Raw genomic sequence first — 25,732 nt, forward strand, 5'->3', positions numbered from 1 at the left:
AAAAAATCAGTGGACTAGCCACTGATTTAATTTATATAATTAGATAAGTATTATTACTTTATCTCGAAATCTTCCATGAATTTAGTAGTGTAATTCCCAGCTACATAATCAGGATGATCCATTAATTGTCTGTGGAAAGGAATAGTTGTTTTAATTCCTTCGATAATATACTCGTCTAAAGCACGTTTCATTTTGTTAATTGCTTCTTCACGTGTTTGTGCAGTAACAATTAATTTAGCAATCATAGAATCGTAGTTTGGTGGAATTGTATATCCAGCATATGCATGTGTATCGATACGAACTCCATGACCACCAGGCTCATGATAAGAAGTAATCTTACCAGGAGAAGGTCTAAAGTTCATGTGAGGATCCTCAGCATTAATTCTACATTCAATTGAGTGTAATTGAGGTGTATAGTTTTTACCAGAAATTGGCACACCCGCAGCAACTAAAATTTGCTCACGAATTAAATCGTAATCAACTACTTCTTCAGTAATTGGGTGCTCTACTTGGATACGAGTATTCATTTCCATAAAGTAGAAGTTACGGTGTTTATCAACTAAAAACTCTACCGTTCCAGCACCTTCGTACTTAATATATTCAGCAGCTTTTACTGCAGCTTCTCCCATAGCATTTCTTAACTCATCAGTCATGAAAGGCGAAGGAGTTTCTTCCGTTAATTTTTGGTGACGACGTTGCACAGAGCAATCTCTTTCCGAAAGGTGACATGCTTTACCATAAGAATCACCAACAATTTGAATTTCAATATGTCTTGGTTCTTCAATTAGTTTTTCCATGTACATTCCATCATTTCCAAAAGAAGCTTTTGCTTCCATTCGTGCAGAATCCCATGCTGGTTTTAAATCTTCCTTTTTCCAAACAGCACGCATTCCTTTACCACCACCACCGGCAGTAGCTTTCAACATTACTGGGAATCCCATGTCTACAGCTATTTTTTCAGCTTGTTCGTAAGAATCTAAGATTCCTTCAGATCCTGGAATACATGGTACACCAGCAGCAATCATTGTTGCTTTTGCTGTTGCTTTATCTCCCATTTTAGAAATCATTTCTTCACTTGCTCCGATAAATTTAATATCGTGCTCCTCACATAATTTTGAGAATTTAGCATTTTCAGAAAGGAAACCATATCCTGGGTGAATAGCATCAGCATTTGTTATTTCAGCAGCTGCAATAATTCTATCCATTTTCAAGTAAGACTCACTACTTGGAGCAGGACCAATACATACAGCTTCATCAGCAAACCTAACATGTAAACTTTCAGCATCTGCTTTAGAGTATACTGCAACGGTTTTGATGCCCATTTCTTTACAGGTACGAATTACACGAAGTGCAATTTCACCTCTATTGGCAATTAATATTTTTTTAAACATAATTGATCAGTTTTTGTAACTCAATCGATTGAGTTATAAGACTTAAATTAAGATGGATCAACTAAGAATAAAGGTTGATCAAATTCAACAGGTGAAGAATCATCTACTAAAACTTTAACTATTTTTCCAGAAACCTCAGATTCGATTTCATTAAATAGTTTCATAGCCTCAATAATACATACTGTATCTCCAGCTTTAATTTCAGAACCAACTTCTACAAAAACAGGTTTGTCCGGAGAAGGTTTACGATATAAGGTTCCGATAATTGGAGATTTAATAGTAACATATTTTGAATCGTCTTCAGTAGCTGATGGAGCAACTGGAGCAGCAATTTCACTTGCTACTGGTTGAGGAGCGGCAGCTACTGGTGCAGCCATCATTTGTGGTGCAGTAGGCATTGCAGCTTGAATGATTTTTGTCTCTGAAAACTCAGATCCAGTTTTGATAGTTATCTTAACATCATCCATTTCTAATTTTACCTCACTGGCACCAGACTTAGCTACGAACTTAATAAGATTTTGGATTTCTTTAATGTCCATTGTTTATAATTTTAGTTGATTGTCTATTTACTATATGCCCATTTAAGATAGATAGATCCCCATGTGAATCCTCCACCAAAGGCTGCAAAAATTAAATTATCTCCTTTTTTCAGTTCTTTTTCATAATCTGCTAACAAAAGTGGTAATGTTGCCGATGTGGTATTTCCATATCTACTGATGTTCATCATCACCTTATCATCATCTAAACCAATTCTGTTGGCTGTAGCTTCAATAATTCTTTTATTCGCTTGATGTGGTACTAACCAATTAACAGTGTCTTTGGTTAAATTATTTCTTTCTAATATTTTTTCAGATACATCAGCCATATTGGAAACAGCAAATTTAAATACTGTTCTACCTTCTTGATGTACAAAGTGTTGTCCGTTTTTCACTGTTTCTTCTGTTGGAGGTAAAATAGATCCACCTGCATCAATTTTAAGAAACTCTCTACCAATACCATCACTTCTTAAATATTCGTCTTGAAGACCAAGACCTTCTTCGTTTGGTTCAAATAAAACAGCGCCTGCACCATCCCCAAAAATTATACATGTAGCTCTATCGGTATAATCAATAATTGAAGACATTTTATCGGCTCCAATTAATAACACTTTTTTATATCTTCCAGATTCAATATAACTCGAAGCAACAGACATTCCGTATAAGAAACTAGAACAAGCAGCTTGTAAATCGTACGCAAATGCGTTTACCGCTCCAATTTTACTTGCTGTATATACCGCAGTAGAAGCAACAGGCATATCTGGAGTAGCAGTAGCTACAATTACAAGGTCTATTTCTTCAGGATTGATATTGTTTTTTTCAATAAGATTTTCGGCAGCTTTGATAGCCATGTATGAAGTTCCTTCTCCTTCTTCCTTTAAAATTCTTCGTTCTTTTATTCCAGTTCGAGAAGTGATCCATTCATCGTTAGTATCCACCATAGTTTCTAACTCTTTATTGGTTAGAATATAATCAGGGACGTACTTTCCTACTGCTGTAATTGCTGCAGTTGTTTTGTTCATATCTTTTACGGATGGTAAATTCAGTTTCCAAAAGTAGTGATTTTTTTTTCACTTTGTAACTAAAAAAACGCCAAAAACATTCGTTTTTGGCGTTAAATAGCTTTAACCCAGTTGTTAATAGGGTAATATCTTAAGCTTCTGCTTCAGTAGTATCAATAACTACTTGACCACGGTAATATAATTTACCTTCGTGCCAGTGTGCTCTATGGTATAAATGAGCTTCACCAGTAGTAGGATCAACAGCTATCTGAGGCATAGTAGCTTTATAGTGAGTTCTTCTTTTATCTCTTCTAGTTTTTGATATTTTTCTCTTAGGATGTGCCATTTTACTCGTTTTTTCCTGTTAGTAAATCTTTTAATTTATCCCATCTAGGGTCTGTTGAAGTTGATGGTTCTTCCTCAACTGTTTTATTGTTATTAATTTCTAATTCTTTTAACTTCTCTAAAGTTTCAGATTTCATGGTTCCGTTTAATACATCTGGATGTATTCTTTTACTCGGAGCTGAAAGCACCACTAATTCATAAATGTATTGAGCTACATTAATTTGATATTCCTCGTAAGGAAGTATTAGTATCTCATCATTTTCATCATTGAATTCTGGTCCAAATTTAACTACTAAAGAAAAATCACCTGAAATTTCTTGATCAAAATATTCATTGGTAACATCACAAGGAACATTTATAGTTCCACTAATTGTGAAAAATAACTCTAGTAGTGTACTTTTCTTAATAAAGTCTATTTTCGCACTAATGTTAACTTTATTAAATTCAGTGTACTGAAATTCTTCAAAGAACTTATTATCTATCTGATATTGAAATTCATGGCTTCCGTCTTTTAAACCAACAAAAGAAATACTATATTCTTTTAATCCTTTCATTTACAATGTCAAATTGAGGGCGCAAATATAATAAAATGTTTTTTAATACCGAATAAATAAATATTATTTTGATTGTAATCTATTTGACTCTAATTCAATAAATTCATTTCGGTTTCTAAAAATCTTTATTGCAGAGAACAAAGCTTCTTCAAAAGAAGTGATGTTTGCTACGTTTTTACCAGCAATATCGAACCCAGTTCCATGATCTGGAGATGTTCTAATTTTGTTGAGTCCGGCAGTAAAATTAACACCGTTCCCAAAAGATAAAGCTTTAAAAGGAGCCAAACCTTGATCATGATACATGGCTAAAACTCCATCAAATTGCTTATACGTTTTAGAACCAAAAAATCCATCAGCGGCATATGGACCAAAAACTAGCTTACCTGTTTCTTTAATTTTTTCTATGGTAGGTTTTATTATTTCATCATCTTCTTTTCCTATAACGCCTTTATCACCACAATGAGGATTCAACCCTAAAACAGCAATTTTTGGTTTACTGATATTAAAATCTTGTCGTAAAGAATGCTCCATAATCGCTACTTTTTTAGCAATCAATTCAGGAGTTATAGCTTCAGCAATATTAGCCACAGGGATATGTCCTGTTATCAACCCAATTCTTAATTCATCCGTCATTAAAATCATCAAGCTCTTTCCTTCAAGATTTTCTTCTAAATATTCAGTATGACCTGGAAAATCAAATTCTTTTGATTGAATATTGTCTTTATTGATAGGAGCAGTTAACAAAACATCAATTTCATTTTTTTTCAGCGCTTCTAATGCACTTGATAAAGATTTTAATGCAAACTTACCGCCATCTGCTGTAGCTTTACCTAACTCAATTTTGAATTCTTCTTTACTGATGTTAATTAAATTCAACTTTCCATGTACAATCTTATCTAAAGAATGAATGCCGTGAACATTGCTATTTAAGTTCAATGCTTTTTTATGAAAAGAAATTACTTTGTTGGAACCAAATAAAACAGGTGTGCAAAAATCAAACATTCTTTTATCTAAAAATGTTTTTAATACGATTTCTATACCAATTCCATTAGCGTCACCTAATGAAATACCTACAATAATTTTATTTGTTTTTTCCATATTAGACTTTTGATGTCGTATTTTTGATGCAAACAAAAGTAACTAAATTTAAGCAATGTTTACAGGTATCATTGAAACTATCGGAATAGTTTCTAACATAGAAAAGGATTTAGAGAACATACATTTTACCATAAAGAGTGCTATTACTAATGAATTAAAGATTGATCAGAGTGTAGCGCATAATGGAGTTTGTTTAACAGTAGTTGAAATTAGTGGTGATGAATATGTTGTTACTGCCATCAAGGAAACAATAGACAAAACTAATATTGGTGACTTACAAGTAGGTGATGAAATAAATCTTGAGAGGGCCATGAAATTAGGAGATAGATTAGATGGACATATTGTTCAGGGACATGTAGATGAAACGGGAGTTTGTGTTGGTATTAAAGATGAGGAAGGAAGTACATTTTTTACTTTTGAATATCATTCAAACAATAATAACGTTACTATTGAGAAAGGTTCAATAACGGTAAATGGAGTAAGTTTAACTGTGGTAAATTCTAAAGAGAATAAGTTTAGCGTTGCCATTATTCCCTACACATTAGAACATACTGTTTTTAAAAACTTTAAAGTGGGTACAAAAGTTAATTTAGAATTTGATGTAATTGGTAAGTATGTTGCCAGACTTACAAACTTTAAATAAATAAAAACATATTAGAGTTTTTTACAGCTATCTCTTTCTCGAGGTAGCTGTTTTTTTGTTTTCTTGATTCATAATCAGTTAGATAATTCTATTATATTTACGCTCACAAAATAATTAACTATGAAAAGCTTATATAAAAGGATCTCTGCTGAGGTGCCTAAAGACTACACTAAACCTACACAATCTTTTAAAAAACATGTTTGGCTTTCAATATTCGGATTGCTATCCTTCATAGGATTGTATTTGTTACTAACTATTTGGTTTGGAAGGTTAGCTTATGATTTAGCACTTGATGCTCATAATTTTGATGGACATTTTTTTAATTACCTTCTAGCTTTTGGATTTGGGTTTTTGTCATTATTTATGGCAAAATCTTTATTCTTTTTAACTAAAAGAAGAGAAGATCCGATTCAACGCTATTTAACGGAAAAGGAGGAACCAGTATTATTTGATTATTTACACCAATTAGCAGATGAAGCTGGAGCTCCAAGACCAAATAAAGTTTTTTTAACTGATAGAGTAAATGCTAGTGTTTCGTATGATATATCATTAATCAATTTGATATTTCCTTCTAAAAAAAACTTAGAAATAGGATTGGGAGTTGTAAATGTTTTGAGTTTAGGTGAACTAAAAGCCGTTTTAGCTCATGAATTTGGTCATTTTGCCCAACGATCAATGTTATTGGGTAGATATGTTTATGTTGTTCAACAAATTGCTGCTCGAATTGTTGGTAAAAGAGATGCTTTCGATTCATTCTTAGCAGGATTATCTAGGTTTGATATTCGTATAGCATGGATTGGTTGGATTTTATCAATTTTAGTTTGGTCGGTAAGATCGTTTATTGAGATTTGTTTTACTGTTGTTGTCGTTGCGGAAAGAGCCTTGTCTAGAGAAATGGAATTTCAAGCAGATATAGTAGCGGTGTCTTTAACGGGAAGTGATGCTTTAATTCATGCTTTGTATAAATTACAGGTTGCAGATGAAGCGCATGATAATGCGTTGGATTGTATGAATGCTTTATTGGTTGAAAAGAAAGCTGTTAAAGATATGTATACACTACAGACAAATTATATCGAGAAAATGTCGGTTATTTTAAATGATACGTCATACGGTAAATCACCTCAAGTTCCTGAAGAATGTCCAGAGGCTAATCGAATATTTGCAAATACAAAATACAATCCACCAAAAATGTGGTCTACACACCCTGCTGATATTGATAGAGAGAATAATGCCAAAAAGAATTATATTCTTGAAGTAATTGACAATAGGTCTTCATGGGAGTTGTTTTCTAATCCAAAAGGTTATAGAGAAGAATTAACCAAACGATTGATAAATACCGCTAAGTTGGAAGCTACGGAAATTAGTGAAGAAGAAGCTTTAAAATTTCAAAACAAATCATATTTCGAATGGACTTTCCTAGAGCCTATTTATAATTCAAATTTCTTAAATAGATATGCCTTTCAAAATTTTGAATCTCACGAAGAATTGTTTTCAGAAGAGATTAAAGATAATGATATACCAAAGGTTTTTGATGAGATTTATCCAAAGAGTTTAAGTGATGATATTCAACTTTTACAGGAATTACAGGAAGAAAAAGTAGCTCTTGAGGTTAGTAAGGATGAGTCTTTAACCTTAGAAAAAAGAAGAATATGGCATAGAGGAAATCAGGTTAAGAGAAAAAATATTCCTACAATTCTTAAAGATTTAGAAGAGGAGATTTCTGAAGTCCGAAACCGACTAAAATTACATGATATAATATGTAGATCTGTGTTCCAGAAAGCTGCTTTAAAAGTTGATAATAGTTGGGCAGCGTATCATGAAAGATTGGTGAAGTTAGTTCATTACAGTGAACACGCTTTAGCTAACTTGAAAGATGTGTCTAGAAAGTATAATAATGTTATGGCAATTGCTTTAGCAGATGGAAATGTTTCTTCTGAAGAACTAGCTGATATTTTGGTTATTGCAAATACGTATCACATGACATTAAGAAGAGTATATAAACACTCAGAGGAACTTTCTTTAGATAGCACACTTTTAAATAATATGAATATTGAAAGTTATAGCTCTCTTTATGAGGAATTTAAATTACCTCCACCTTATAAAGAAAATATTAATGATTGGGTAAATGTTGTTGGTAGTTGGGCTTCATTAGCATTAGAAAACTTAATCAAATTAAGGAATGAGTCGTTAGAGTTGTTATTAGAAACTGAGAAATATATTAAGGAGGCTTACACAAACAGTATTAAGGGAAAAACTAATGCTTTTATTAAAGGATTTCCAGATTCATATGATATTTTAACTCCTGGAAAAGAACGAAAATTACAAACTAAACTAGGTGCTTGGGATCGTTTTGTAACGGGAGATGGAATAATACCTTCTATAGCAAAATTTGGAATTTCAGGAGGAATTGTCTTCGCTGCTATTTTTTATGGAAATAGTTCTCAAAAGTTGCCATTTCATATATATAACGGTCTGCAAACAGTAGTTAATGTTGTCGTTGGCGAAACTGAATATGAATTGGATCCTAATTACAGCGAAAAGGTGCAATTGAACTATGGAGAGGATTATCTAATTAAAACTAGGAATAAAGAAGGATCATTAATTGATAGTTTACATTTTACAATGAACGAGCATTCTGCTCATGTTTATAATGTTGCAAATGCAGCTGTTATAGTAAAATACCCTGTTTATTACAGTGTGTCTTCTTATTCTGGAAATAGAGGTGTTGAAACTGAAATATTAGAAGGTAAAAAGATTTTTCCTGTAAAAGCAGATTATCTTTTTACAGAAGCTCCTACAGAAATTTCAATGTCCTCATCAACAAGAGTTGAAAAAAGAGATGTTGTAAAAGCATATAGTAATGAAAGTCCACAAAACTTATTGAGTATTTTAACAGATACAACTCAAGTTAGTAATTTAATCAAAAGTCATGTTAAATGGGATGATGGAAATAGTAAGCAAATTGTTAATTGGCTTTATTCTTTGCAAGGTTTAAAAAATGGACTACAACTATTAGAAACTAGATTAAAAGAAAAGCCGAATGAATTTATCAGTATGCGAGTACTTCAAGATTTAGTTGATGAACAATCTCATAATGAAATTTGTAATAATCATATTATGTTGTCTCAAGAAAATCCAGAAAATCCTGATTTTTATTATTTAGCGATACGATGTATGGAAGATGGAAAAGATCAGGATGAAAAGTTTTTAGAAGGATATAAAAAGTGGAAGAATCATAATTGGTTAGCGTATGCTGCAGGCTATATATATGCAAGAAATAATAAATTTAAGGAGGCTTATGATGCTTATGAAATAGCGTCAAACCGTAATCCTGTGGTAAGGAATTTAATAGCATTAGATGCAGAAAGAATAAGAAGAATTTTAAATCTAGAAAGTGGTAATAATTTTAAATCAATTGTTAAAGATGAAGATGTAAAATATTACGAAACACTAGAGATTGGTAATGTAGAAGGGGGAAGTAATAGTCCTGATTATATCTATTATCTTTTAGGGGAAGGTAAGGTAAAGGATGCATATAAATTAGCAAAAAGACACGAAAATGATTTGAGTTATATAGGAGCGTTGGTAGCTGCCTCTTCTGGTGTTGATAAAAAATTTAGACAAGACGTTATGAATGCTATCAAAGTAGAAGCTCTAAATTTAAATTCAGTTTGGCCTGTTTTGGGTTTAAATATAAAAGAAGGAAAAGATTATGAGGATATTTTACCAATACTTGAACCATTAAAAATTGATAAAGCTTTTTTTACTAGTTTGTTATCATTAATTAAAAAGAAACAATTTTCTAAAGTAGATGTTCATATTGCAGAACTAACAACAAAATGGAGAGCTCATGTGTATGTTTTAGCAAGTGTTATTTTAGATGGAAAGATTCCAACTCAATGGAAAAATACTATAAAAGGAGGACTTTTTGTTACTGAAAAACCTTTTTTTGATTTATAAGAAATTAATAATGAAAATTTAAACAGCCGTCATAAAGACGGCTGTTTTTTTGAATATTTCACTCACTATTCAATTACACCTCTAAGGCATTGATGAGTTTGTTCTGTACCTAAGCAACAACCGTTTGATAAAGGATGTCCTCCACATGCTAAACATCTACTTGCTGGATAAGTCGGGCAATTTGCTCCTCCGTTAATTTGTTTTTGTTCAATTTTGTTTAACGTTTTTCCTAATTTTAAAATTGTTTTTTTCATAATAAAAAGATTTAAAAATAATTAAATCCTTGAACATTTTAAGACACTCAAGGAGTATGTCTATTCTTCGCGATAATTTTTAAGTTCATGTTAAAAACAAGGTCCTAAGAAAATAGTGTAAATTCCTTGCGGACCTTTGCAATATCCTAAAAGCTGTCCACCAATGCATGCTATTAATGCTCTTCCTCCATCATTACAGTATGCTACAGTAACACCACCATTTACTTTTCTCTGATCAGCTTTGTTTAATTGTTTTCCTAATTTTAAAATTGTTTTTTTCATAATAAAAAGATTTAAATCCTTGAACATTTAGAGACATTCAAGGAGTATGTCTATTCTTCGCGATAATTTGTTCTAAGAGCAATATGGTTCTAGTATGGCGTGGGATGTATTTATGCAACGTCCTCCGCTACAGCAGTCATAACGACCTGAACACTGGCTAGATGTGTAGCAGCTATGCCAACCACCATTGATTTGCTTTTGTTCAAAATTGTTTAGTTTCTTTCCTAAGTTTAAAATTGATTTTTTCATAATTCAAAAGATTTAATTGATTAAATTTTCGGTCATTTTCAAGATGTTCAAGGGTTTAGCCTACTCTTCGTGAAAAGGTTAAGTTTATGAAATAAGAATTCATTGCAACTAGTAATTGTAACTAGTTGTGTTGTTTTTATGCAATGTGATAACTATCAATCTTCGTAAAGATTGAGGCTTAATTACAATATCTTGTTTTATGACTTTATATGAAAGTCATTTTTAAATTGTAGCCTAACAAATAGGTTGCGTTCCATCGTTGCATGTGCTATCACACGAGATGGTATAAGACCCGAAAGGAGTGAAGCAAACACCTGTGTTTCCACCACCGTTGCCACCACCACTTAAACAAGGGTGATTTGGAGGTACAATACAAGGACAACCTGGAGGAGCAATATCACATCCACCAATTTGACCGTTGATGTTTTGTAGTTCAGCTTTACTTAAAGCAGTTCCTAATTTTAAAATTGATTTTTTCATGGTAAAAAGATTTAATGTTCATTAAACCCTTGATCATTTTGAGACATTCAAGGTTTCTGTCTATTCTTCGCGATATATTATTTTAGAACGTTTTTAAGCTGATAAAAGAACCTTTCAATAAGTCTTAAATCTTCAGTAATGATATCAGCCGTTCCTGTCATTTCTTGTTTGAATTCGATTTCTTTTCCATAGGTAGTTATGAGTTTTTTTGGCAACTCAACATCTATTAAATAATTTCCTTCTTGGTCTGCAATCAAAGAAATAGATTTAACAGTTCCATTTAATTTACCGAACTCATCTGGTGGGTAATTTAATAATTTAATATGAACAGATTGACCATTCTTAATTTTTCCTGAGTTTGCAACAGGTGCTTTAATTTTCCCTATGAAGTACTCACTATTTTCAGGGATTATAGTAAATATTAAATCTCCTGTTTTAACGGTTTGATTTTTATTCCAAAAAGATAAAAAAGAGACTTTTCCATCTATAGAAGAAGTTAAAGCAAACTGCTTCTCCCAATCTTTAATAGCCTTTTTTAAGTATAAAAAAGATTGTATTGCCTTCTTTTTGAGACGAATATCGTTTTGAGTTTTCTTAATAGAAGTTCCTTCGTAGTTTCTTTTGGAGTTATTTATTAACTCTCTCATTTGAGAAATAGAAGTTTCATTACTTTCATATGCACGTTGCGCTTGCAGGTATTCTACTTCTTTTTGTCTTTTTTCTTTTGCAGAAATTACTCCTTGTTCAAACATCTTTCTGCTAACGTCTAAATCATTTTTTCTAAAATCCAATTCTTTTTTATTCAGTTCTCTTTGTGATAGCGAGGTTTGTAATCTTCTTTTTGCTTCAATAACTGACATTTTATTGGCAAAAGTTTCAGATTTAAATGGTGCTAATTTTTCATTTAAAACATATTCTGAATAATCATTTTCAAATTGTGAAAAACTAGAAGTAATGTCTCCTAACATTAATGGTGGCAAGTTATCCATTGGAAAGGAAAAATTATTATCATAAATATGAATGGTATCTACAATACTTTTTAATAACAAGACATCTTTATATGAAGCTGTGTTTTCTATAACTGCTAAAACTTCATCTTTTTTAACTTCCGACCCTTCGCTAGCTAGAAATACTTCAAATTGCCCTGTGGATTTGGCGAATAATTTCTCGGGTGGAGTAGAAGTAGTTACCATCACCTGAGAGGAAATAACATCAGGGTATTTTATAAACCAAGAAATAAATAACAACATTAAAATCAATATAAAAACTAAGGTGTTTCCATATCGAATCATCCAACTTGGTACTTTGGTTAAAATTTCCTGTACCTCTTCACTTCTAATCTCTATGTCTTGAATGTCTTGTGGCATTGAACTAAAAAAGTATAAAGAGAGAGATTGAAAATAATCTCTCTCTATTAATTATTGTTTTATAAAATTAAAAAGGCCATCCTGGATTCCAACCAGCGCTTGTGTCACAATCACAACGACCTGTTGTTTCATTACATACAGCATCTAAATCACAATTATTATTTTGTGCTGAACATGCTATTTGAGATTGTGTTTGTTGATCACAATCACCATCAGAGAAACCTACACCGCGTCCTCCTTTAATTAATTTCTGTTCTTTTTTGTTTAAAATAGAACCAATATTTAAAATTGACTTTTTCATAATTAAAATTCTATTCTATTTGAACAAACATCACTGGTACAAGTATAATATGGATCGTTTCCTAAAAAAGGATATTGACTGATCCAAAATCCTTGCGTTCTAGTACAACAAAATTGATATAAGGTAGGTATATAACCACCTTTTATTGTTTGTTGCTGGTCTTTACTTAGGTTTTTTCCTAATCTCAAAATTGATTTTTTCATCATTTATTTGATATTTTATGAGAGACTTTTACCTCTAAATTTTTATTCTGTTAAACTGGGTCAACTGGTCCACCTCCACCTCCTGGAGGATTGTTATTTCCACCACCAGATCCGCCAGAATTACAACTACAGTATAATGGTTTCCAGTATAATTCTTGTAAGTATGGATCAGCACACCATTCAAAACAAGGCCCTCTAAAAACTTGTCCTCCTTTGATGTTTTTTTGCTCAGCTTTATTCAGAGCGTTACCTAAATTTAAAATTGATTTTTTCATAATTCAAAAGATTAAAAACAAGCACAATTTTCTGAAGTTCCATATCCTGTTGCTCCTGGATGCCAAATACCACCAGTTTCTCCACATTCTGATGGAGTGCAACATCTTGGATCTCCATAATTTACAATACATTTAAATTTAATTGGTTTCAGTAAACCGCCGCTGATTGTTTTTTGGTCAACTTTGGTTAGCTGTTTTCCTAGGTTTAAAATTGATTTTTTCATAATCATAAATGATTTAAAATGAGTTTAAACCCTTGAACATTTAAAGACACTCAAGGTTTGTGTCTGATCTTCGCGAAAGAATATTTTTAATACAGTTATAAACTGCAAGACTTAATGATGTATTTTATACTAAAGCATCGATAGTGTCACAAACTAACTTGTAAGTACAAGGTCCAGTTCTTACCCAATCACAACCTGGAGGTGGTGGAGCTAATACTGGTAATTCACATGGAAAAGGTTTAAGAGGATCGATTTCTCTAATACCTCCAAAAACATTTTTTTGTGTTTCTTTAGTTAGCGGTGTTCCTAAATTTAAAATTGATTTTTTCATATTTTTTTATGATTTAAATGATTGTTATATTCTCTAATTTTATTCTGAGCCAAAAAGTTTAACTTCCTAGTTCCAATTGGTTTTTGACTAGATTATAATAGTTTCCTTTTAACTTAATTAATTCCTGATGACTTCCTTTTTCTACAATTTTACCTTTATCTAATACTACAATTTGGTGTGCGTTTTTTACAGTACTAAGTCTGTGCGCAATTACAACAGCTGTTTTATCAGCAAAAAAGGTATTAAGCTTTTCCATAATTACTTTTTCGTTGTTTGCATCTAAAGCAGAAGTAGCTTCGTCAAAAAATAAAAATTTAGGATTTTTATAAACGGATCTAGCAATTAACATACGCTGTTTTTGACCAGTACTTAATCCGCTTCCTTCACTACCAATTTTAGTATTAAAACCTAGAGGTAAACCATCTATATAATCAGAGATATTAGCTACATCTATGGCATGAGCTAATTTTTTCTTGTCAACAAAATCCTCTCCAACAGCAATGTTTTTTGCAATGGTATCGTTAAAAATGTATCCTTCTTGCATTACAACACCACAGTTTCTTCTCCATTCTTTTTGAGAAATGTTTTTAAAGTTAAAGTTTCCGACTTTTATTTCACCTTCATCTACTTGATAGAAACCAAGTAATAGTTTCATTAACGTAGTTTTTCCACTTCCACTAACTCCAACAATTGCAGTAGTTTTATTAGCAGGTATTTCTAGAGTTAAATTTTTAATTACGGGCTCTAATCCGCCAGTATATCTATATGAAATATTATTTAATTGAATTGCATTACTAGTAGGTATATTGGTAACTTTTTCATCGTCTGGATTTTCTTCATCTTCCATATTATGAATTTCACCTAATCTATCTAGCGAGATTTGTGCATCTTGTAAATCTCTCATGAAATTGATAAGTTGGGTGATAGGTCCGTTTAATTGACCGACTATATAACTGATAGCCATCATCATCCCCAATGTAATTTCACCATCAATAACCAACTTTGCGGAAAGGATGGTGATAAACATATTTTTTAATTCATTAATTAAATTAGACCCTACACTCTGAGTTTGCTCTAATGCTAAGCTTTTTGTGGCAACTTTAAATAAACGAGCTTGAACATATTCCCAATTCCAACGCATTCTTCTTTCGGCGTTGTGAAGTTTAATTTCTTGCATACCGTTAATTAACTCAATAACCTTGCTTTGTTCTTGGCTAACTTCAGAGAATCTTTTGTAATCTAGTTCTTTACGTTTTTTAAAGAAGAACAATACCCAAGAAAAATAAAGTACGCTTCCAAGTACAAAAACTCCAAAAATTTGAAGGCTATAAAAACAAAGAACCAAACTAAAAATAATAAGGTTTACGAAAGAAAATAAGACAGAAAGAGAAGAGGTTGTAAGAATTCTTTCAATTCGCTTATGATCATTAATTCGTTGTAATAAATCACCTGTCATCCTTACATCAAAATAAGAAATTGGCAACTTCATTAACTTAATGAAGAAATCGGAAATTAAAGAAATATTAATACGAGTACTCAAATGTAGTAATATCCAACTTCTAATAATTTCTAAAGATGCTTTTCCTAAAAAGAGGAAAAGCTGTGCAAATAAAATAAGATATACAAAGTTGATATCTTGATTTTCAATACCTACATCAACCACACTTTGTGTTAAGAAAGGCAAGATAAGCTGTAAAACACTACCCGCTAGAAGTCCAATAACTAATTGAATTATAAACTTCTTGTATTTAAAGACATACTTGAAAATAAATGAGAAACCAAATTTTTCATCCTTTTCAAATTCTTCAGAATAAAATTTTGGAGTAGGTTCAATTAATAGCGCTATACCTTCTTCAGTTGTTTCGTCTGCATTATTACCAATCCAATGTTTTATAAATTCTTCCTTGGTAAAAGTTATTAAGCCGTGAGCTGGATCTGATACATATACTGTGTCTTTTTTAATTTTATAAACCACTACATAGTGGTTTTTATTCCAGTGAACAATACAAGGCAAAGGAGCTTCAATAAATTTTTCAAAAGCTAACTTTATTCCTAACGATTTAAAACCAATAGACTCTACTGCTTCACTTAAACCTAGTAAGCTACTACCTTCACGAGTAGTTTCACTAAGACTTCTTAATTGTTGTGTATTAATAGTTTTACCATAATGTTTGGCAATAATTTTAATACATGTCGGTCCGCAATCTTTAGCTTCTGTTTGTGTATAATGTGGAAATTTTCTCAAAAAATACAGTTAAAATTACTGGTAAACATTGTCTTCCAGCTTTGGTTAATATTATTTGGTTTAATACTATTAATGATGTAGGCTTTACCTTTCATTAATAGATGATTCGCAATATAGAAATAGTATAAAATAACTTTAACTTGTTTATGATTTGGTAGCTTTTATTGAAAGCTATATTAAGTTAAAATTTATTTTTCATAATATTTAAAATTTTAAAACTACATTTGCGGCGAACATTTTGGAACACTCGATGAGTGTGTCTATTCTTCGCGAGAGAATATTGTTCTAAAGAGCAAAGTCGTTTATTCGACTTTGCTTGTTTTTTATAGTTCATTATGTTGAGGAATGTTACTATAGTTTTCTTCTAAGTCTTCAATAAAAAAGCTTAAATCGGTTCTACTATATTCTTTAGGGAAAGATTTTCCATTGATTAAAATCTCAGGAGTGAAATTAATACCGTTTTCATTACACCAACTTTTTTCGTTTTGTAATACTTCTAAATATTTAGAAAAATCATTACTCTTTTTCCACTTAGAAAGCCAGTCATTATATTCAATGCTTCCATAAATCTCACTCATTGCTTCCATACATACTTTCTCACCTTGCTCATTATAAAGTTCAATTAGTCTATTAGCTACAATTACGCCGTCGCTATCAGGATGGTCAACAGGAACATTGAAACGAACAATAACTTTAACGTTATCATGGTAGCGTTCAATAATTTGATCAACTAATTTATGAACTGGCTTACAATGACCACAAAAAGGATTTGTAATAACTGTAATTTCTACAGGCGATTTTTTATTACCTAACACTATTTCGCCAGACTTTTCTATTGTTGTATTTAATTTAGGAGATTTCTGAAGTAAAGTATTGAATAAATTAAAGTTTCGTTTGAATTTTACAGCTTCAATTTTCTCTTTTCTTAAATCAATTACATTTCTAATTAATGGTTTCAAGTATCTCCACGAAGTGTAAGTTCCTATAAAACTCAAAGCAGTAATAACAATATCTTTTGTTGCTAAATTTATTAAAGAATTGATTTCTGTTGTTTCAAAGAAAACTAAACTTGCTTGAAGCCATAAAATACCAACTATTGATAGGCATAAGGTACACCAAGATTTAACAACTTGATATTGATAATATATCGAATATAAGGTAATCGGTAAAGCTGCTAAACTTATAAGATAAACAGGATAGAAATTACTTAAACTTAAAGAAGCCACTGTTAATCCAATAAAATAAATGATACTCAAGTCACTTAACTTATGTCCTTTAAAAATTTCAGCGCCTTTAGAATTTAAAACAGCATCACAATCTTTTTTTTCACTGTTTCCAGAACAAAAAGCGTCTCCAATAACTGTGCTTTCGCCTAATTCTTGATTCAAGATGCTATAACTAGCAATAATTCCAAAAACTGATAATAAAAGATGCGCTAGATTTAAAGCTCCAATTTTATCAAATGTTAAAAACCCAGTTATGCCTAATAAAGCAAAAAGAAGTATATAATCTACTACAGAATTAGCTTCTTTACCAGCTGTTTCATTTTCTGTTTTCTCAACAGCAACAATAATCCCTGTAAATTTTTGTATAAACTCTGATTCAGTTACTATAGTGTCTTTACTAGAGTTAGAATAAATAGAATATTGAGGCTTGTTTTTAACTTTTATAACCGTTACTAAATCGGTTCCTTCATCAGTATTTACTTGAGCTATAAAGCTTTCAGGTAATTGATGTAGTGTTTGAATGTCTGTAGGTACTTCAGCTGCAACATTTTCAATATTAAAATGGTCTAATACACCAGTAATTGCGTGTAAACTTGGATAAGAAGGGTGACTTTTTATTTGAAAGGCAAGTTCTTTCTTATCATGTGCAATTTTATTTTTTGATAGCAGCCTCTGCACTATCATAAATAGTGGATTCTTCATCGGAGGACAATATTTTGGTTGATTCTAATTACTCCAAATATAACTTTTTTGGTTATACTTTTAAAGTAAAAGTGTATAATTTACAAAATCAAAACTATGATTAGTAGTATTTATTCTGTTTTTTAACAGAAATTGTAAAAGAATCTAAAAACAAAAAAGCTTCACAAAAAGTGAAGCTTTAAAGGTGGTCCCACATGGGCTCGAACCATGGACCCCCTGATTATGAGTCAGGTGCTCTAACCAACTGAGCTATAGGACCAGTAAAATGGATTGCAAAAATAAACTATTTTTTGAAATCCGAAAGTCTTTTTTTATACTTTTCTAGTCATTAAATTTTTACCAAAGCTAATTAGGCTTTCTTTTGCTGATTCAGATATGTTTAGCTGTTTTAAATCTTCAAAAGATTTTTGAGTGTATTCCTCAATTAAATTTTGAATTAAAGTAGGAATATCATTTTGTTCAAATATGCGAGTAACTTCAATAATTTTAATAGAATTATCTTCTAACTTCTGATTATAAAAGAATTGTAATTTCTCTTGATCTTCCTTGTTAGCTATTTCTAAACATTTCAAGTATAAATACGTCTTCTTGTTTTCAATGATGTCTCCACCAATTTGTTTACCAAATGTTTCTGGATTTCCAAAAGTATCTAGGTAGTCATCCTGAAGTTGAAAAGCAATACCTAAGTTTAATCCAAAGTTATATAATGCAATAGCTGTTTCATCATTAGCTTCTGCTACAATAGCACCCATTTTTAATGCTGCAGCGACTAACACCGAAGTCTTCAAAGTAATCATTTTAATATACTCCGGAATCGTAACGTCGTTTCTAGTTTCAAAATCAACATCTAATTGTTGTCCGTCACATACTTCAAGAGCAGTTTTGCTGAACAATTTTGCTAGTTTCTGAAAAACAACAGGCTCATAATTTTCAAAATACTGATAAGCTAAAATAAGCATAGCGTCACCTGAAAGAATTCCTGTATTAACATCCCATTTTTCATGAACAGTTGCTTTTCCTCTTCGTAAAGGAGCTTCGTCCATTATATCATCATGTACTAAAGTAAAGTTGTGAAATGTTTCCACAGCCATAGCTGCAGGAAGTGCTTTATCAAAAGAACCCGAAACAACATCACATGCAATAAGCGTTAATAAAGGACGTAATCGTTTTCCTCCAAGCTGTAAAATATAGTCTACAGGAGTATATAAATTTTTAGGTTCTCTATTAAAGTCTTGCTGTTCTAGATAAGAAATAAATGACTGATAATATTTAGTTAAGTCCAAATGTTAAGTTTTTATGCAAAAATAAGCCAATTAGAGAAACTAAATAATCTTAATGTTAAAAAATCATTAAAACTTAGGAAACTTTTTTGGTTTCTAAAGTTTCCTGAACTACATTTGCACAGAATTATGAGAGATAAAATTATAAACAAAGCTGGAGAATTATTCTTAAACTTAGGTTTTAAGAGTGTTACAATGGATGATATTTCTAATGAGTTAGGTGTGTCTAAGAAAACATTGTACAAGTACTTTTCTAATAAAGTTTCGTTAGTAGATGCATCTTGTGCTACAATTCATGAGTCTATAGAACAAACTATAGATTTTATTAAGGAGAAAAAATACAATGCCATTGAGGAGGAATTTGCGATTAAAGCAATTTTTAAAGAAATGTTTAAAAACGCAAAAGATTCTCCAATGCATCAATTAAGAAAATACTATCCAGAAATTTATAACAAATTAATGCATCGTGAAGTATGTATGTTTAAAGATTGTAATAGTGACAATCTAAAAAAAGGTATATCTCAAGGTTTGTATAGAGAAGATATAGATCTTGATTTAACTACTAACTTTTATTTTACATTGATTTTTGGTCTGTTTGAATCGGATGTGTATAGCCAAGATGTACAAGAATTAGTAAAAGTAGAATATAAGGTATTAGAATATCATATTAGAGCAATTGCTACCGAAAAAGGAATAGAAGAACTAGAAAAACAATTAAAAATAATTAATGAAAACTAACCAAATGAAAAAATACATTTTGGGTGTATTTGTCTTGTTTTTTACGAGTGGAATAAACGCTCAAGAGAAAAATGAGATGAGCTTGTCGTTAAGAGAAGCTGTTTTTTTTGCCATAAAAAACAATTACGATAACAGAACAGCTTTAAATGATATTGAGGCTGCTAAGAAAAAAAAGTGGGAAACTACTGCTGCAGGTTTACCACAAATTAACGGAAGTCTAAACTATCAGAATAATTTAAAACGACAATTTCCTGGAGTAGATTTTGATCAGGATGGAAATATTGATTTCAATGCTCAGCATAATATTACTGGGACAGTAACATTGAGTCAATTGTTATTTGATGGTTCTTATTTAGTAGGATTACAATCTGCAAAGACGTATTTGAAAATTTCTGAACAAGCGAAAGAAAAAACAGAACTAGCTACACGAGAGGCTGTGATTAATGCTTATGGAAATGTTCTAGTAGCTGAAGAGAGTGTTCGAATTTTAGAAAGGAATAAAAAAGTAAATGATCGATTACTGAAAGGGGCAAGATTAGGCTATCAAAATGGATTGGCAGAGCAAGAAGATGTTGAGCGTTTTGAAATTTCTGAAGGAAATATTATTAGTAATATTCGTAATGCAAAAAGAATGGTTGAGATAGCGTATGAATATTTAAATGTTGCTTTAGGAAATCCAGTTGATACAAAGCTTACCTTGACGGAAACGTTAGAAGATTTAGTATTAGTTAACTCAGATTTAGAATTGTTAACTCAAAGTTTTGATTTAGATAATCATATCGATTATAGAATTGCAGAAAACAACAGAGAAAGTAATCGTCTACTTCTAAAATTAGAGAAAAGTAAAGCATTGCCTAGCGTTAATGCATTTATCAATTACTCTCGATTAGCCAATGCAGAAGATTTTACTTTTTTCGATTCATCTCAACAATGGATTTCTACTTCAGTTTTTGGGTTAGGGATAAATGTGCCAATATTCAGTAGTTTGGGTAGAACTGCAAAGACTAAACAAGCAGAAATTGCTTTAGAATCTTCAGACATTAGATTAGAAGAAACAAAACAAAAATTAAATCTTCAAATCAAACAAGCTAGAAGTCAATATCAATTAAGTATTGAAAACTATAGTACTGCTAAAAAGAACTTAGCCCTAGCAGAACGAATTGAGAAAAAACAAACCATAAAGTTTGACGAAGGGGTAACTACAAGTTTTGAACTATTAGAAACACGAAACCAATTATATACACAACAAAATAATTACTTACAGGCTATGCTAAATATTATATCTAGTAAAGCCAATTTAGATAACGCATTAAATGTACCAGTTAAATAATCAACTAATGAGAAAGATATTCATATTAACCGTAACTTCTGCTTTTTTATTTTCATGCGGAAGTAAAGAACAATCTGTTGATACTGTATTAGCTTCAAACGACCTTACTCAGATTAGAGCAAAAAAGGATGAGTTAAGTACACAATCACAAGATATTGCAGCTCAAATAAAACAATTAGACGCTGCTATTGCTAAACTAGACACTAACAAGAAAGTACCTTTAATTACAACGATAAAAGCAAATGCTAAAGAATTTGTTCACTACTTAGAATTACAAGGAAGTGTTCAAACTAAAAAGAATGTATTAGTGTATCCAGAAGTCCCAGGGCAATTGGTAAATGTTTTTGTAAAAGAAGGACAAAAAGTAGTAAAAGGACAACCTTTAGCTCGAATAGATGACGGAGGGTTGTCAAACCAATTAGCACAATTAGAAGCTAATGAAGCATTGGCTAAAACTACTTTTGAACGTCAAAAACGTTTATGGGATCAAAGAATTGGGTCTGAAATTCAATATTTACAGGCTAAAACCAATTATGAAGCTCAAAAGAATGCTGTAACCAATTTGCGTAAAAACATAGCAAAATATACTATCAAAGCTCCATTCACAGGAATAGTAGATGATGTAATTAAAGAGCAAGGAACGGTAGTTGCTCCAGGGCCAGGAGCTGAAGTTTTTAGAATAGTAAATCTTGGAGATATGTACATTGAAACTGATGTTCCAGAAACGTATATCAGCTCTGTGGTAAGCGGAAAAGAAGTAGAAATCGAGTTTCCAATTTTAGCAAAAGAAGTACACTCAAAGGTTCGTCAAGCAGGTAACTTTATCAATCCGGCAAACAGAACATTCAAAGTAGAAATCGGTGTTCCGAATGAAGACAGAGCAATCAAACCAAATTTAACAGCTAAATTAAGAATTAACGATTACACAAATCCAACGGCTATTTTAATTCCGCAAAGTATTATCTCAGAAAATTCTAAAGGAGAGCAATATGTATATATTGTTGAGAATGATAATGACAAATCTGTTGCTAAACAAGTAATTATAGAAACCGGAAAAACACAAGGAGATGTTGTTGAAGTTCTTAAAGGTTTAGAAAACGGAATGGAGATTATTAATGAAGGAGCTAGAAGCGTTAAGGATAAACAAGTAGTTAAGATTTTAAAAGTAGCCAACTAACAATCAAAAAATAATCTGATGACAGACCAACAGAAAAAAGTAGATAAAGAGTTTGGTTTATCTTCTTGGGCAATTAACAATAAAACTACTATTTACGTATTAATGGTAATCATATTGTTCTCTGGAATCTCAGCTTTTTTAAGCATGCCAAGAGAAAATTTCCCAGAAATAAAAGAAACTAAAATATATGTGAATTCAATTTACCCAGGAAACACTGCGGAAGATATTGAAAAATTAATCACAGATCCATTAGAAGAAAAGTTAAATACCGTTAGTGGTGTCACTAAAATTACGTCTACATCTCAAGAGAATGTTTCAATGATTACTGTTGAATTTACTGAGAAAGTAACGGTAGAACAGGCAAAGCAATTAGTAAAAGATGAGATTGACGAAGAGGTTTCGGGTGAAGACTGGCCAACCTTTAATGGTGCTAAAGTAGAGCCGAATGTATTTGAGCTAAACATTGCCGAAGAAACGCCGATTTTAAATATTAATATTTCGGGAGATTATACAGTTGAACAGTTAAAAGAATATGCTGAATATCTTCAAGATGATATTGAAGATTTAAAAGAGATTAAGAAAGCTGATATTCGTGGAGCAGAGGAGAAGGAAGTTGAAGTAGCAGTTGATATCTACAAAATGATGGCTGCGCAAGTAAGTTTTAATGATGTAATGCAAGCTATCGGAAATGGGAATGCTACTGTTTCAGCTGGTAATATTATTTCAAGTGGACAAAGAAGAACAATTCGAGTTTTAGGAGAAATTGAAAAACCTTCTGAATTGGAGAGCTTTGTTGTGAAGTCTGAAAGAGGAAATGCTATCTATTTAAAAGATATAGCAAGTGTAAGCTTTAAAGACAAAGATAAAACTACTTACGCTCGTGAAAACGGTGAATCGGTAGTAATGCTTGATGTAAAAAAGCGTTCTGGAGAAAATATGGTTGAAGCTACTGATAAGATTAGAGAAATTGTTAAAGAAGCTCAAGAGTCAAAAGCGTTACCAAGCAATTTAAAAATTACATTAGCCAATGATCAATCTTCAAAAACCGTTGGTCAAGTAGATGACTTAGTAAACAATATCATCTTTGGAGTTATTTTAGTTGTTACTGTATTAATGTTCTTCTTAGGATTAAAAAATGCCTTATTCGTAGGATTTGCAATTCCAATGTCAATGTTTATGTCGCTAATGATATTAAACATGATGGGATATACAATGAATACCATGATTCTATTTGGATTAATTATGGGATTAGGTATGCTAGTAGATAACGGAATCGTAGTTGTTGAAAATGTTTATCGTTTGATGGATGAAGAAGGAATGTCAAGATTAGAAGCTGCAAAAAAAGGTATTGGAGAAATTGCATTACCAATTATTATTTCTACTGCAACTACAGTGGCAGCGTTCGTTCCATTAGGTATGTGGCCTGGTGTAATGGGGCAGTTCATGATTTATTTTCCAATTACTTTGTCAGTAGTTTTAGGGTCTTCATTATTTGTAGCAATTTTCTTTAACTCTGTTTTAGTATCTCAATTTATGAGTACTGAAGATAAAAGCATGCCACTACAAAAGATTATTAGATTGACAGTAGTCTTAGGAGTTTTAGGATTGTTAGTTGTGTTATTTGGAGGCTCGTTTAGACCATTAGGTACTTTATTATTATTTGCAGCGGCTAACTTCTGGATTTATAGATTCGTTATGCGTCCAGCTGCCAATAAATTTCAGAGAGTGGTATTACCCAGATGGGAGCGTTTTTATGAAAAGATGATAAGTGCATCATTAATTGGATGGAGACCTTATATAATTACGGGAGGTACTGTTATAACACTGTTTATTGTGTTTAATATTTTTGGTACTTTAATGAAGTCTGGTTCAGTAAAAACGGAGTTCTTTCCAGACAACACTCCAAACCAAGTGGTAGTTTATGTTGAATACCCTCAAGGTACAGATATTGAGAAAACTAATGCGATCATGAAAGATATGGAGGAGCGAGTTAATAAAATTATTAATTCTCCGAAATATTTAGATGGCGATTACAACTTCTTAGTAGAAAGTTCTATTACTCAAGTAGGAGCTGGTTCAGGAAATCCTCAAACAGATGGAGGTTCAACAGCTGAAATGCCACATAGAGGAAAAATAGTTGCTTCCATGAGAGAGTATAAATATCGTAAGGGAGCAGATAGTAAAATGCTAAAAAAAGCCATCACAGAAGATTTAAAAGGAGTGTATCCTGGATTGTCAATTTCTGTTGAAAAAGATCCTGTAGGTCCACCAGCTGGATATCCAATTAATATTGAATTAGAAGGAAAGGATTATGCGGAAATGATTGATGCTGCAGAGAAAATGCGTGATTTTATCAATACAAAATCGATTCCTGGAATTGCAGAATTAAAAATAGATGTTAATAAGGCGAAGCCAACCATGTTGGTAAACGTAGATAGAAAAAAAGCTGGAGAGTTAGGAGTTTCTGCCTCTCAAGTTGGACAACAATTACGTAATTCAATTTTTGGAGCTAAAGCAGGAATTTATAAAGAAGATGGAGATGACTATGATATTTATGTTCGCTTTAATAAAGAGAATAGATATAATACAAGCGTTATTTTCAATCAGACGATTACATTTAGAGATATGGCTAGTGGTCAGGTTAAATCTATTCCAGTTTCCGCAGTAGCTAATCAAAAAAACACATCTGGATTTAGTGCTATTAAACATAAAGGAGGAGAAAGAGTTGTAACAGTTTATTCGGCATTAGCTCCAGGTTTTACTGATGCAGAGGCAATAGTAAAAAAGATAAAAGAAGAGATGAAACTGTATAATGACATGCCAGAAACAATTGATGTTGATTACACAGGTCAAATTGAAGAACAAAAGAAGCAACAAAATTTTCTTGGAGGAGCTTTTATGTCTGGTTTAGGGTTGATTTTTTTAATTTTGATTTATCAGTTTAATTCATTGTCCAAACCAACAATTATCATGCTAGCAATCTTTTTAAGCTTAATTGGTGTTTTTTCCGGAATAATGTTAACAGGAGCTCCTTTTGTTATTATGATGACGATGATGGGAATTATTTCGCTAGCCGGAATTGTGGTAAATAATGGGGTAGTACTCTTAGATTATACACAATTACTTATAGATAGAAAAAAAGTTGACTTAGGTTTAGAAGAGGATGAATATGTTTCTATTAGTGATTTAAAAGAGAGTATTATTAAAGGAGGAAAAGCACGTTTACGTCCAGTATTGTTAACAGCAATTACTACCATTTTAGGTTTAATTCCGTTAGCAACGGGTCTAAATATTAACTTTTATACCTTAGTATCAGAATTGAATCCGCACATTTATGTAGGAGGAGATAATGTTATTTTCTGGGGGCCATTAGCGTGGACAGTAATTTACGGATTAATAGTAGCAACCTTCTTAACACTTATAGTAGTACCTATCTTATTCTATTTAATTACTAAATTAAAAATGTGGATAAGAAACCAAAGTACTTCGGAAATTCCTGAAGATACTTTAGATGAAATTACAGGTGTAACCAGTTAATTT

General features: G+C 31.6%; 23 protein-coding genes and 1 tRNA gene. 6 read left to right on the forward strand and 18 right to left on the reverse strand.

What is annotated here, in order from left to right; genetic code table 11:
- Positions 1 to 53 precede the first annotated feature (53 nt).
- The 6 genes from accC to pdxA form a co-directional block, all read right to left on the reverse strand.
- Positions 54 to 1,391, reverse strand: coding sequence for an acetyl-CoA carboxylase biotin carboxylase subunit (gene accC, locus EV195_RS07750; RefSeq protein ID WP_132794376.1), 1,338 nt, complete (start codon positions 1,389 to 1,391; stop codon positions 54 to 56).
- A 47-nt stretch (positions 1,392 to 1,438) separates the two neighbouring features.
- Positions 1,439 to 1,930 carry an acetyl-CoA carboxylase biotin carboxyl carrier protein gene (gene accB, locus EV195_RS07755; RefSeq protein WP_132794377.1) on the reverse strand — a complete coding sequence of 164 codons (492 nt, stop codon included), beginning with the start codon at positions 1,928 to 1,930 and terminating at the stop codon, positions 1,439 to 1,441.
- A gap of 23 nt (positions 1,931 to 1,953) precedes the next feature.
- Positions 1,954 to 2,949, reverse strand: coding sequence for a beta-ketoacyl-ACP synthase III (locus EV195_RS07760; protein ID WP_132794378.1), 996 nt, complete (start codon positions 2,947 to 2,949; stop codon positions 1,954 to 1,956).
- A gap of 130 nt (positions 2,950 to 3,079) precedes the next feature.
- Positions 3,080 to 3,274, reverse strand: a complete 195-nt coding sequence (gene rpmF, locus EV195_RS07765) for a 50S ribosomal protein L32 (RefSeq protein WP_132794379.1) — start codon at positions 3,272 to 3,274, stop codon at positions 3,080 to 3,082.
- A 1-nt stretch (position 3,275) separates the two neighbouring features.
- The gene (locus EV195_RS07770) at positions 3,276 to 3,827 is read right to left on the reverse strand and encodes a YceD family protein (protein ID WP_132794380.1); all 552 of its coding nucleotides are present in this window, start codon (positions 3,825 to 3,827) and stop codon (positions 3,276 to 3,278) included.
- A 63-nt stretch (positions 3,828 to 3,890) separates the two neighbouring features.
- The gene (pdxA, locus tag EV195_RS07775) at positions 3,891 to 4,925 is read right to left on the reverse strand and encodes a 4-hydroxythreonine-4-phosphate dehydrogenase PdxA (protein WP_132794381.1); all 1,035 of its coding nucleotides are present in this window, start codon (positions 4,923 to 4,925) and stop codon (positions 3,891 to 3,893) included.
- 55 nt (positions 4,926 to 4,980) lie between these two features.
- On the opposite strand from pdxA, the gene EV195_RS07780 reads away from it, so the two are divergent.
- Both EV195_RS07780 and EV195_RS07785 read left to right on the forward strand, forming a co-directional pair.
- On the forward strand, positions 4,981 to 5,568 hold the full coding sequence (locus tag EV195_RS07780; RefSeq protein ID WP_132794382.1) for a riboflavin synthase: 588 nt from the start codon (positions 4,981 to 4,983) through the stop codon (positions 5,566 to 5,568).
- A 120-nt stretch (positions 5,569 to 5,688) separates the two neighbouring features.
- A complete protein-coding gene (locus tag EV195_RS07785; protein WP_132794383.1) occupies positions 5,689 to 9,528 on the forward strand; it encodes a M48 family metallopeptidase in 3,840 nt (1,279 codons plus the stop codon).
- Between the two features lie 65 nt (positions 9,529 to 9,593).
- On the opposite strand, the gene EV195_RS07790 is transcribed toward EV195_RS07785, so the two are convergent.
- The 12 genes from EV195_RS07790 to EV195_RS07845 form a co-directional block, all read right to left on the reverse strand.
- Positions 9,594 to 9,782 carry a hypothetical protein gene (locus tag EV195_RS07790; protein WP_132794384.1) on the reverse strand — a complete coding sequence of 63 codons (189 nt, stop codon included), beginning with the start codon at positions 9,780 to 9,782 and terminating at the stop codon, positions 9,594 to 9,596.
- Positions 9,783 to 9,872: 90 nt separating this feature from the next.
- On the reverse strand, positions 9,873 to 10,064 hold the full coding sequence (locus EV195_RS07795) for a hypothetical protein (RefSeq protein WP_132794385.1): 192 nt from the start codon (positions 10,062 to 10,064) through the stop codon (positions 9,873 to 9,875).
- 483 nt (positions 10,065 to 10,547) lie between these two features.
- Entirely contained in the window at positions 10,548 to 10,793 is a 246-nt protein-coding gene (locus EV195_RS07800; protein ID WP_132794386.1) for a hypothetical protein, read from the reverse strand.
- 77 nt (positions 10,794 to 10,870) lie between these two features.
- The gene (locus EV195_RS07805; RefSeq protein ID WP_132794387.1) at positions 10,871 to 12,160 is read right to left on the reverse strand and encodes an HlyD family secretion protein; all 1,290 of its coding nucleotides are present in this window, start codon (positions 12,158 to 12,160) and stop codon (positions 10,871 to 10,873) included.
- A 67-nt stretch (positions 12,161 to 12,227) separates the two neighbouring features.
- Complete coding sequence (locus EV195_RS07810) at positions 12,228 to 12,461, reverse strand: hypothetical protein (RefSeq protein WP_132794388.1); 234 nt, start codon at positions 12,459 to 12,461, stop codon at positions 12,228 to 12,230.
- A 253-nt stretch (positions 12,462 to 12,714) separates the two neighbouring features.
- Positions 12,715 to 12,939: a hypothetical protein gene (locus EV195_RS07815; RefSeq protein WP_132794389.1), complete on the reverse strand. Its 225-nt coding sequence runs from the start codon at positions 12,937 to 12,939 to the stop codon at positions 12,715 to 12,717.
- A gap of 11 nt (positions 12,940 to 12,950) precedes the next feature.
- Positions 12,951 to 13,163 carry a hypothetical protein gene (locus EV195_RS07820; protein WP_132794390.1) on the reverse strand — a complete coding sequence of 71 codons (213 nt, stop codon included), beginning with the start codon at positions 13,161 to 13,163 and terminating at the stop codon, positions 12,951 to 12,953.
- A 124-nt stretch (positions 13,164 to 13,287) separates the two neighbouring features.
- A complete protein-coding gene (locus EV195_RS07825; RefSeq protein ID WP_132794391.1) occupies positions 13,288 to 13,494 on the reverse strand; it encodes a hypothetical protein in 207 nt (68 codons plus the stop codon).
- Between the two features lie 58 nt (positions 13,495 to 13,552).
- Complete coding sequence (locus tag EV195_RS07830; protein ID WP_132794392.1) at positions 13,553 to 15,739, reverse strand: peptidase domain-containing ABC transporter; 2,187 nt, start codon at positions 15,737 to 15,739, stop codon at positions 13,553 to 13,555.
- Positions 15,740 to 16,062: 323 nt separating this feature from the next.
- On the reverse strand, positions 16,063 to 17,667 hold the full coding sequence (locus EV195_RS07835) for a vitamin K epoxide reductase family protein (RefSeq protein WP_132794393.1): 1,605 nt from the start codon (positions 17,665 to 17,667) through the stop codon (positions 16,063 to 16,065).
- A gap of 185 nt (positions 17,668 to 17,852) precedes the next feature.
- Positions 17,853 to 17,926: transfer RNA gene (locus tag EV195_RS07840), tRNA-Ile, on the reverse strand.
- Between the two features lie 52 nt (positions 17,927 to 17,978).
- Entirely contained in the window at positions 17,979 to 18,950 is a 972-nt protein-coding gene (locus tag EV195_RS07845; protein ID WP_132794394.1) for a polyprenyl synthetase family protein, read from the reverse strand.
- A gap of 126 nt (positions 18,951 to 19,076) precedes the next feature.
- Here EV195_RS07845 and EV195_RS07850 point away from each other — a divergent pair, with 126 nt between their 5' ends.
- Genes EV195_RS07850 through EV195_RS07865 form a run of 4 tightly spaced genes read left to right on the forward strand, consistent with a single transcriptional unit; the run spans position 19,077 to position 25,729 of the window.
- The gene (locus EV195_RS07850; RefSeq protein WP_132794395.1) at positions 19,077 to 19,685 is read left to right on the forward strand and encodes a TetR/AcrR family transcriptional regulator; all 609 of its coding nucleotides are present in this window, start codon (positions 19,077 to 19,079) and stop codon (positions 19,683 to 19,685) included.
- A gap of 4 nt (positions 19,686 to 19,689) precedes the next feature.
- Positions 19,690 to 21,015, forward strand: a complete 1,326-nt coding sequence (locus EV195_RS07855; RefSeq protein ID WP_132794396.1) for a TolC family protein — start codon at positions 19,690 to 19,692, stop codon at positions 21,013 to 21,015.
- A gap of 7 nt (positions 21,016 to 21,022) precedes the next feature.
- Positions 21,023 to 22,192: an efflux RND transporter periplasmic adaptor subunit gene (locus EV195_RS07860; RefSeq protein ID WP_132794397.1), complete on the forward strand. Its 1,170-nt coding sequence runs from the start codon at positions 21,023 to 21,025 to the stop codon at positions 22,190 to 22,192.
- Positions 22,193 to 22,210: 18 nt separating this feature from the next.
- Entirely contained in the window at positions 22,211 to 25,729 is a 3,519-nt protein-coding gene (locus tag EV195_RS07865) for an efflux RND transporter permease subunit (RefSeq protein WP_132794398.1), read from the forward strand.
- The last annotated feature ends 3 nt before the right edge of the window (positions 25,730 to 25,732 follow it).

The organism is Tenacibaculum skagerrakense, from assembly GCF_004345825.1.
GTDB lineage: Bacteria > Bacteroidota > Bacteroidia > Flavobacteriales > Flavobacteriaceae > Polaribacter > Polaribacter skagerrakensis.

Bases quoted from the DNA above. Each gene is read 5' to 3' on its own strand.
- accC (WP_132794376.1), bottom strand. From the start codon at position 1,391: ATGTTTAAAAAAATATTAATTGCCAATAGAGGTGAAATTGCACTTCGT.
- accB (WP_132794377.1), bottom strand. From the start codon at position 1,930: ATGGACATTAAAGAAATCCAAAATCTTATTAAGTTCGTAGCTAAGTCT.
- EV195_RS07760 (WP_132794378.1), bottom strand. From the start codon at position 2,949: ATGAACAAAACAACTGCAGCAATTACAGCAGTAGGAAAGTACGTCCCT.
- rpmF (WP_132794379.1), bottom strand. From the start codon at position 3,274: ATGGCACATCCTAAGAGAAAAATATCAAAAACTAGAAGAGATAAAAGA.
- EV195_RS07770 (WP_132794380.1), bottom strand. From the start codon at position 3,827: ATGAAAGGATTAAAAGAATATAGTATTTCTTTTGTTGGTTTAAAAGAC.
- pdxA (WP_132794381.1), bottom strand. From the start codon at position 4,925: ATGGAAAAAACAAATAAAATTATTGTAGGTATTTCATTAGGTGACGCT.
- EV195_RS07780 (WP_132794382.1), top strand. From the start codon at position 4,981: ATGTTTACAGGTATCATTGAAACTATCGGAATAGTTTCTAACATAGAA.
- EV195_RS07785 (WP_132794383.1), top strand. From the start codon at position 5,689: ATGAAAAGCTTATATAAAAGGATCTCTGCTGAGGTGCCTAAAGACTAC.
- EV195_RS07790 (WP_132794384.1), bottom strand. From the start codon at position 9,782: ATGAAAAAAACAATTTTAAAATTAGGAAAAACGTTAAACAAAATTGAA.
- EV195_RS07795 (WP_132794385.1), bottom strand. From the start codon at position 10,064: ATGAAAAAAACAATTTTAAAATTAGGAAAACAATTAAACAAAGCTGAT.
- EV195_RS07800 (WP_132794386.1), bottom strand. From the start codon at position 10,793: ATGAAAAAATCAATTTTAAAATTAGGAACTGCTTTAAGTAAAGCTGAA.
- EV195_RS07805 (WP_132794387.1), bottom strand. From the start codon at position 12,160: ATGCCACAAGACATTCAAGACATAGAGATTAGAAGTGAAGAGGTACAG.
- EV195_RS07810 (WP_132794388.1), bottom strand. From the start codon at position 12,461: ATGAAAAAGTCAATTTTAAATATTGGTTCTATTTTAAACAAAAAAGAA.
- EV195_RS07815 (WP_132794389.1), bottom strand. From the start codon at position 12,939: ATGAAAAAATCAATTTTAAATTTAGGTAACGCTCTGAATAAAGCTGAG.
- EV195_RS07820 (WP_132794390.1), bottom strand. From the start codon at position 13,163: ATGAAAAAATCAATTTTAAACCTAGGAAAACAGCTAACCAAAGTTGAC.
- EV195_RS07825 (WP_132794391.1), bottom strand. From the start codon at position 13,494: ATGAAAAAATCAATTTTAAATTTAGGAACACCGCTAACTAAAGAAACA.
- EV195_RS07835 (WP_132794393.1), bottom strand. From the start codon at position 17,667: ATGAAGAATCCACTATTTATGATAGTGCAGAGGCTGCTATCAAAAAAT.
- EV195_RS07850 (WP_132794395.1), top strand. From the start codon at position 19,077: ATGAGAGATAAAATTATAAACAAAGCTGGAGAATTATTCTTAAACTTA.
- EV195_RS07855 (WP_132794396.1), top strand. From the start codon at position 19,690: ATGAAAAAATACATTTTGGGTGTATTTGTCTTGTTTTTTACGAGTGGA.
- EV195_RS07860 (WP_132794397.1), top strand. From the start codon at position 21,023: ATGAGAAAGATATTCATATTAACCGTAACTTCTGCTTTTTTATTTTCA.
- EV195_RS07865 (WP_132794398.1), top strand. From the start codon at position 22,211: ATGACAGACCAACAGAAAAAAGTAGATAAAGAGTTTGGTTTATCTTCT.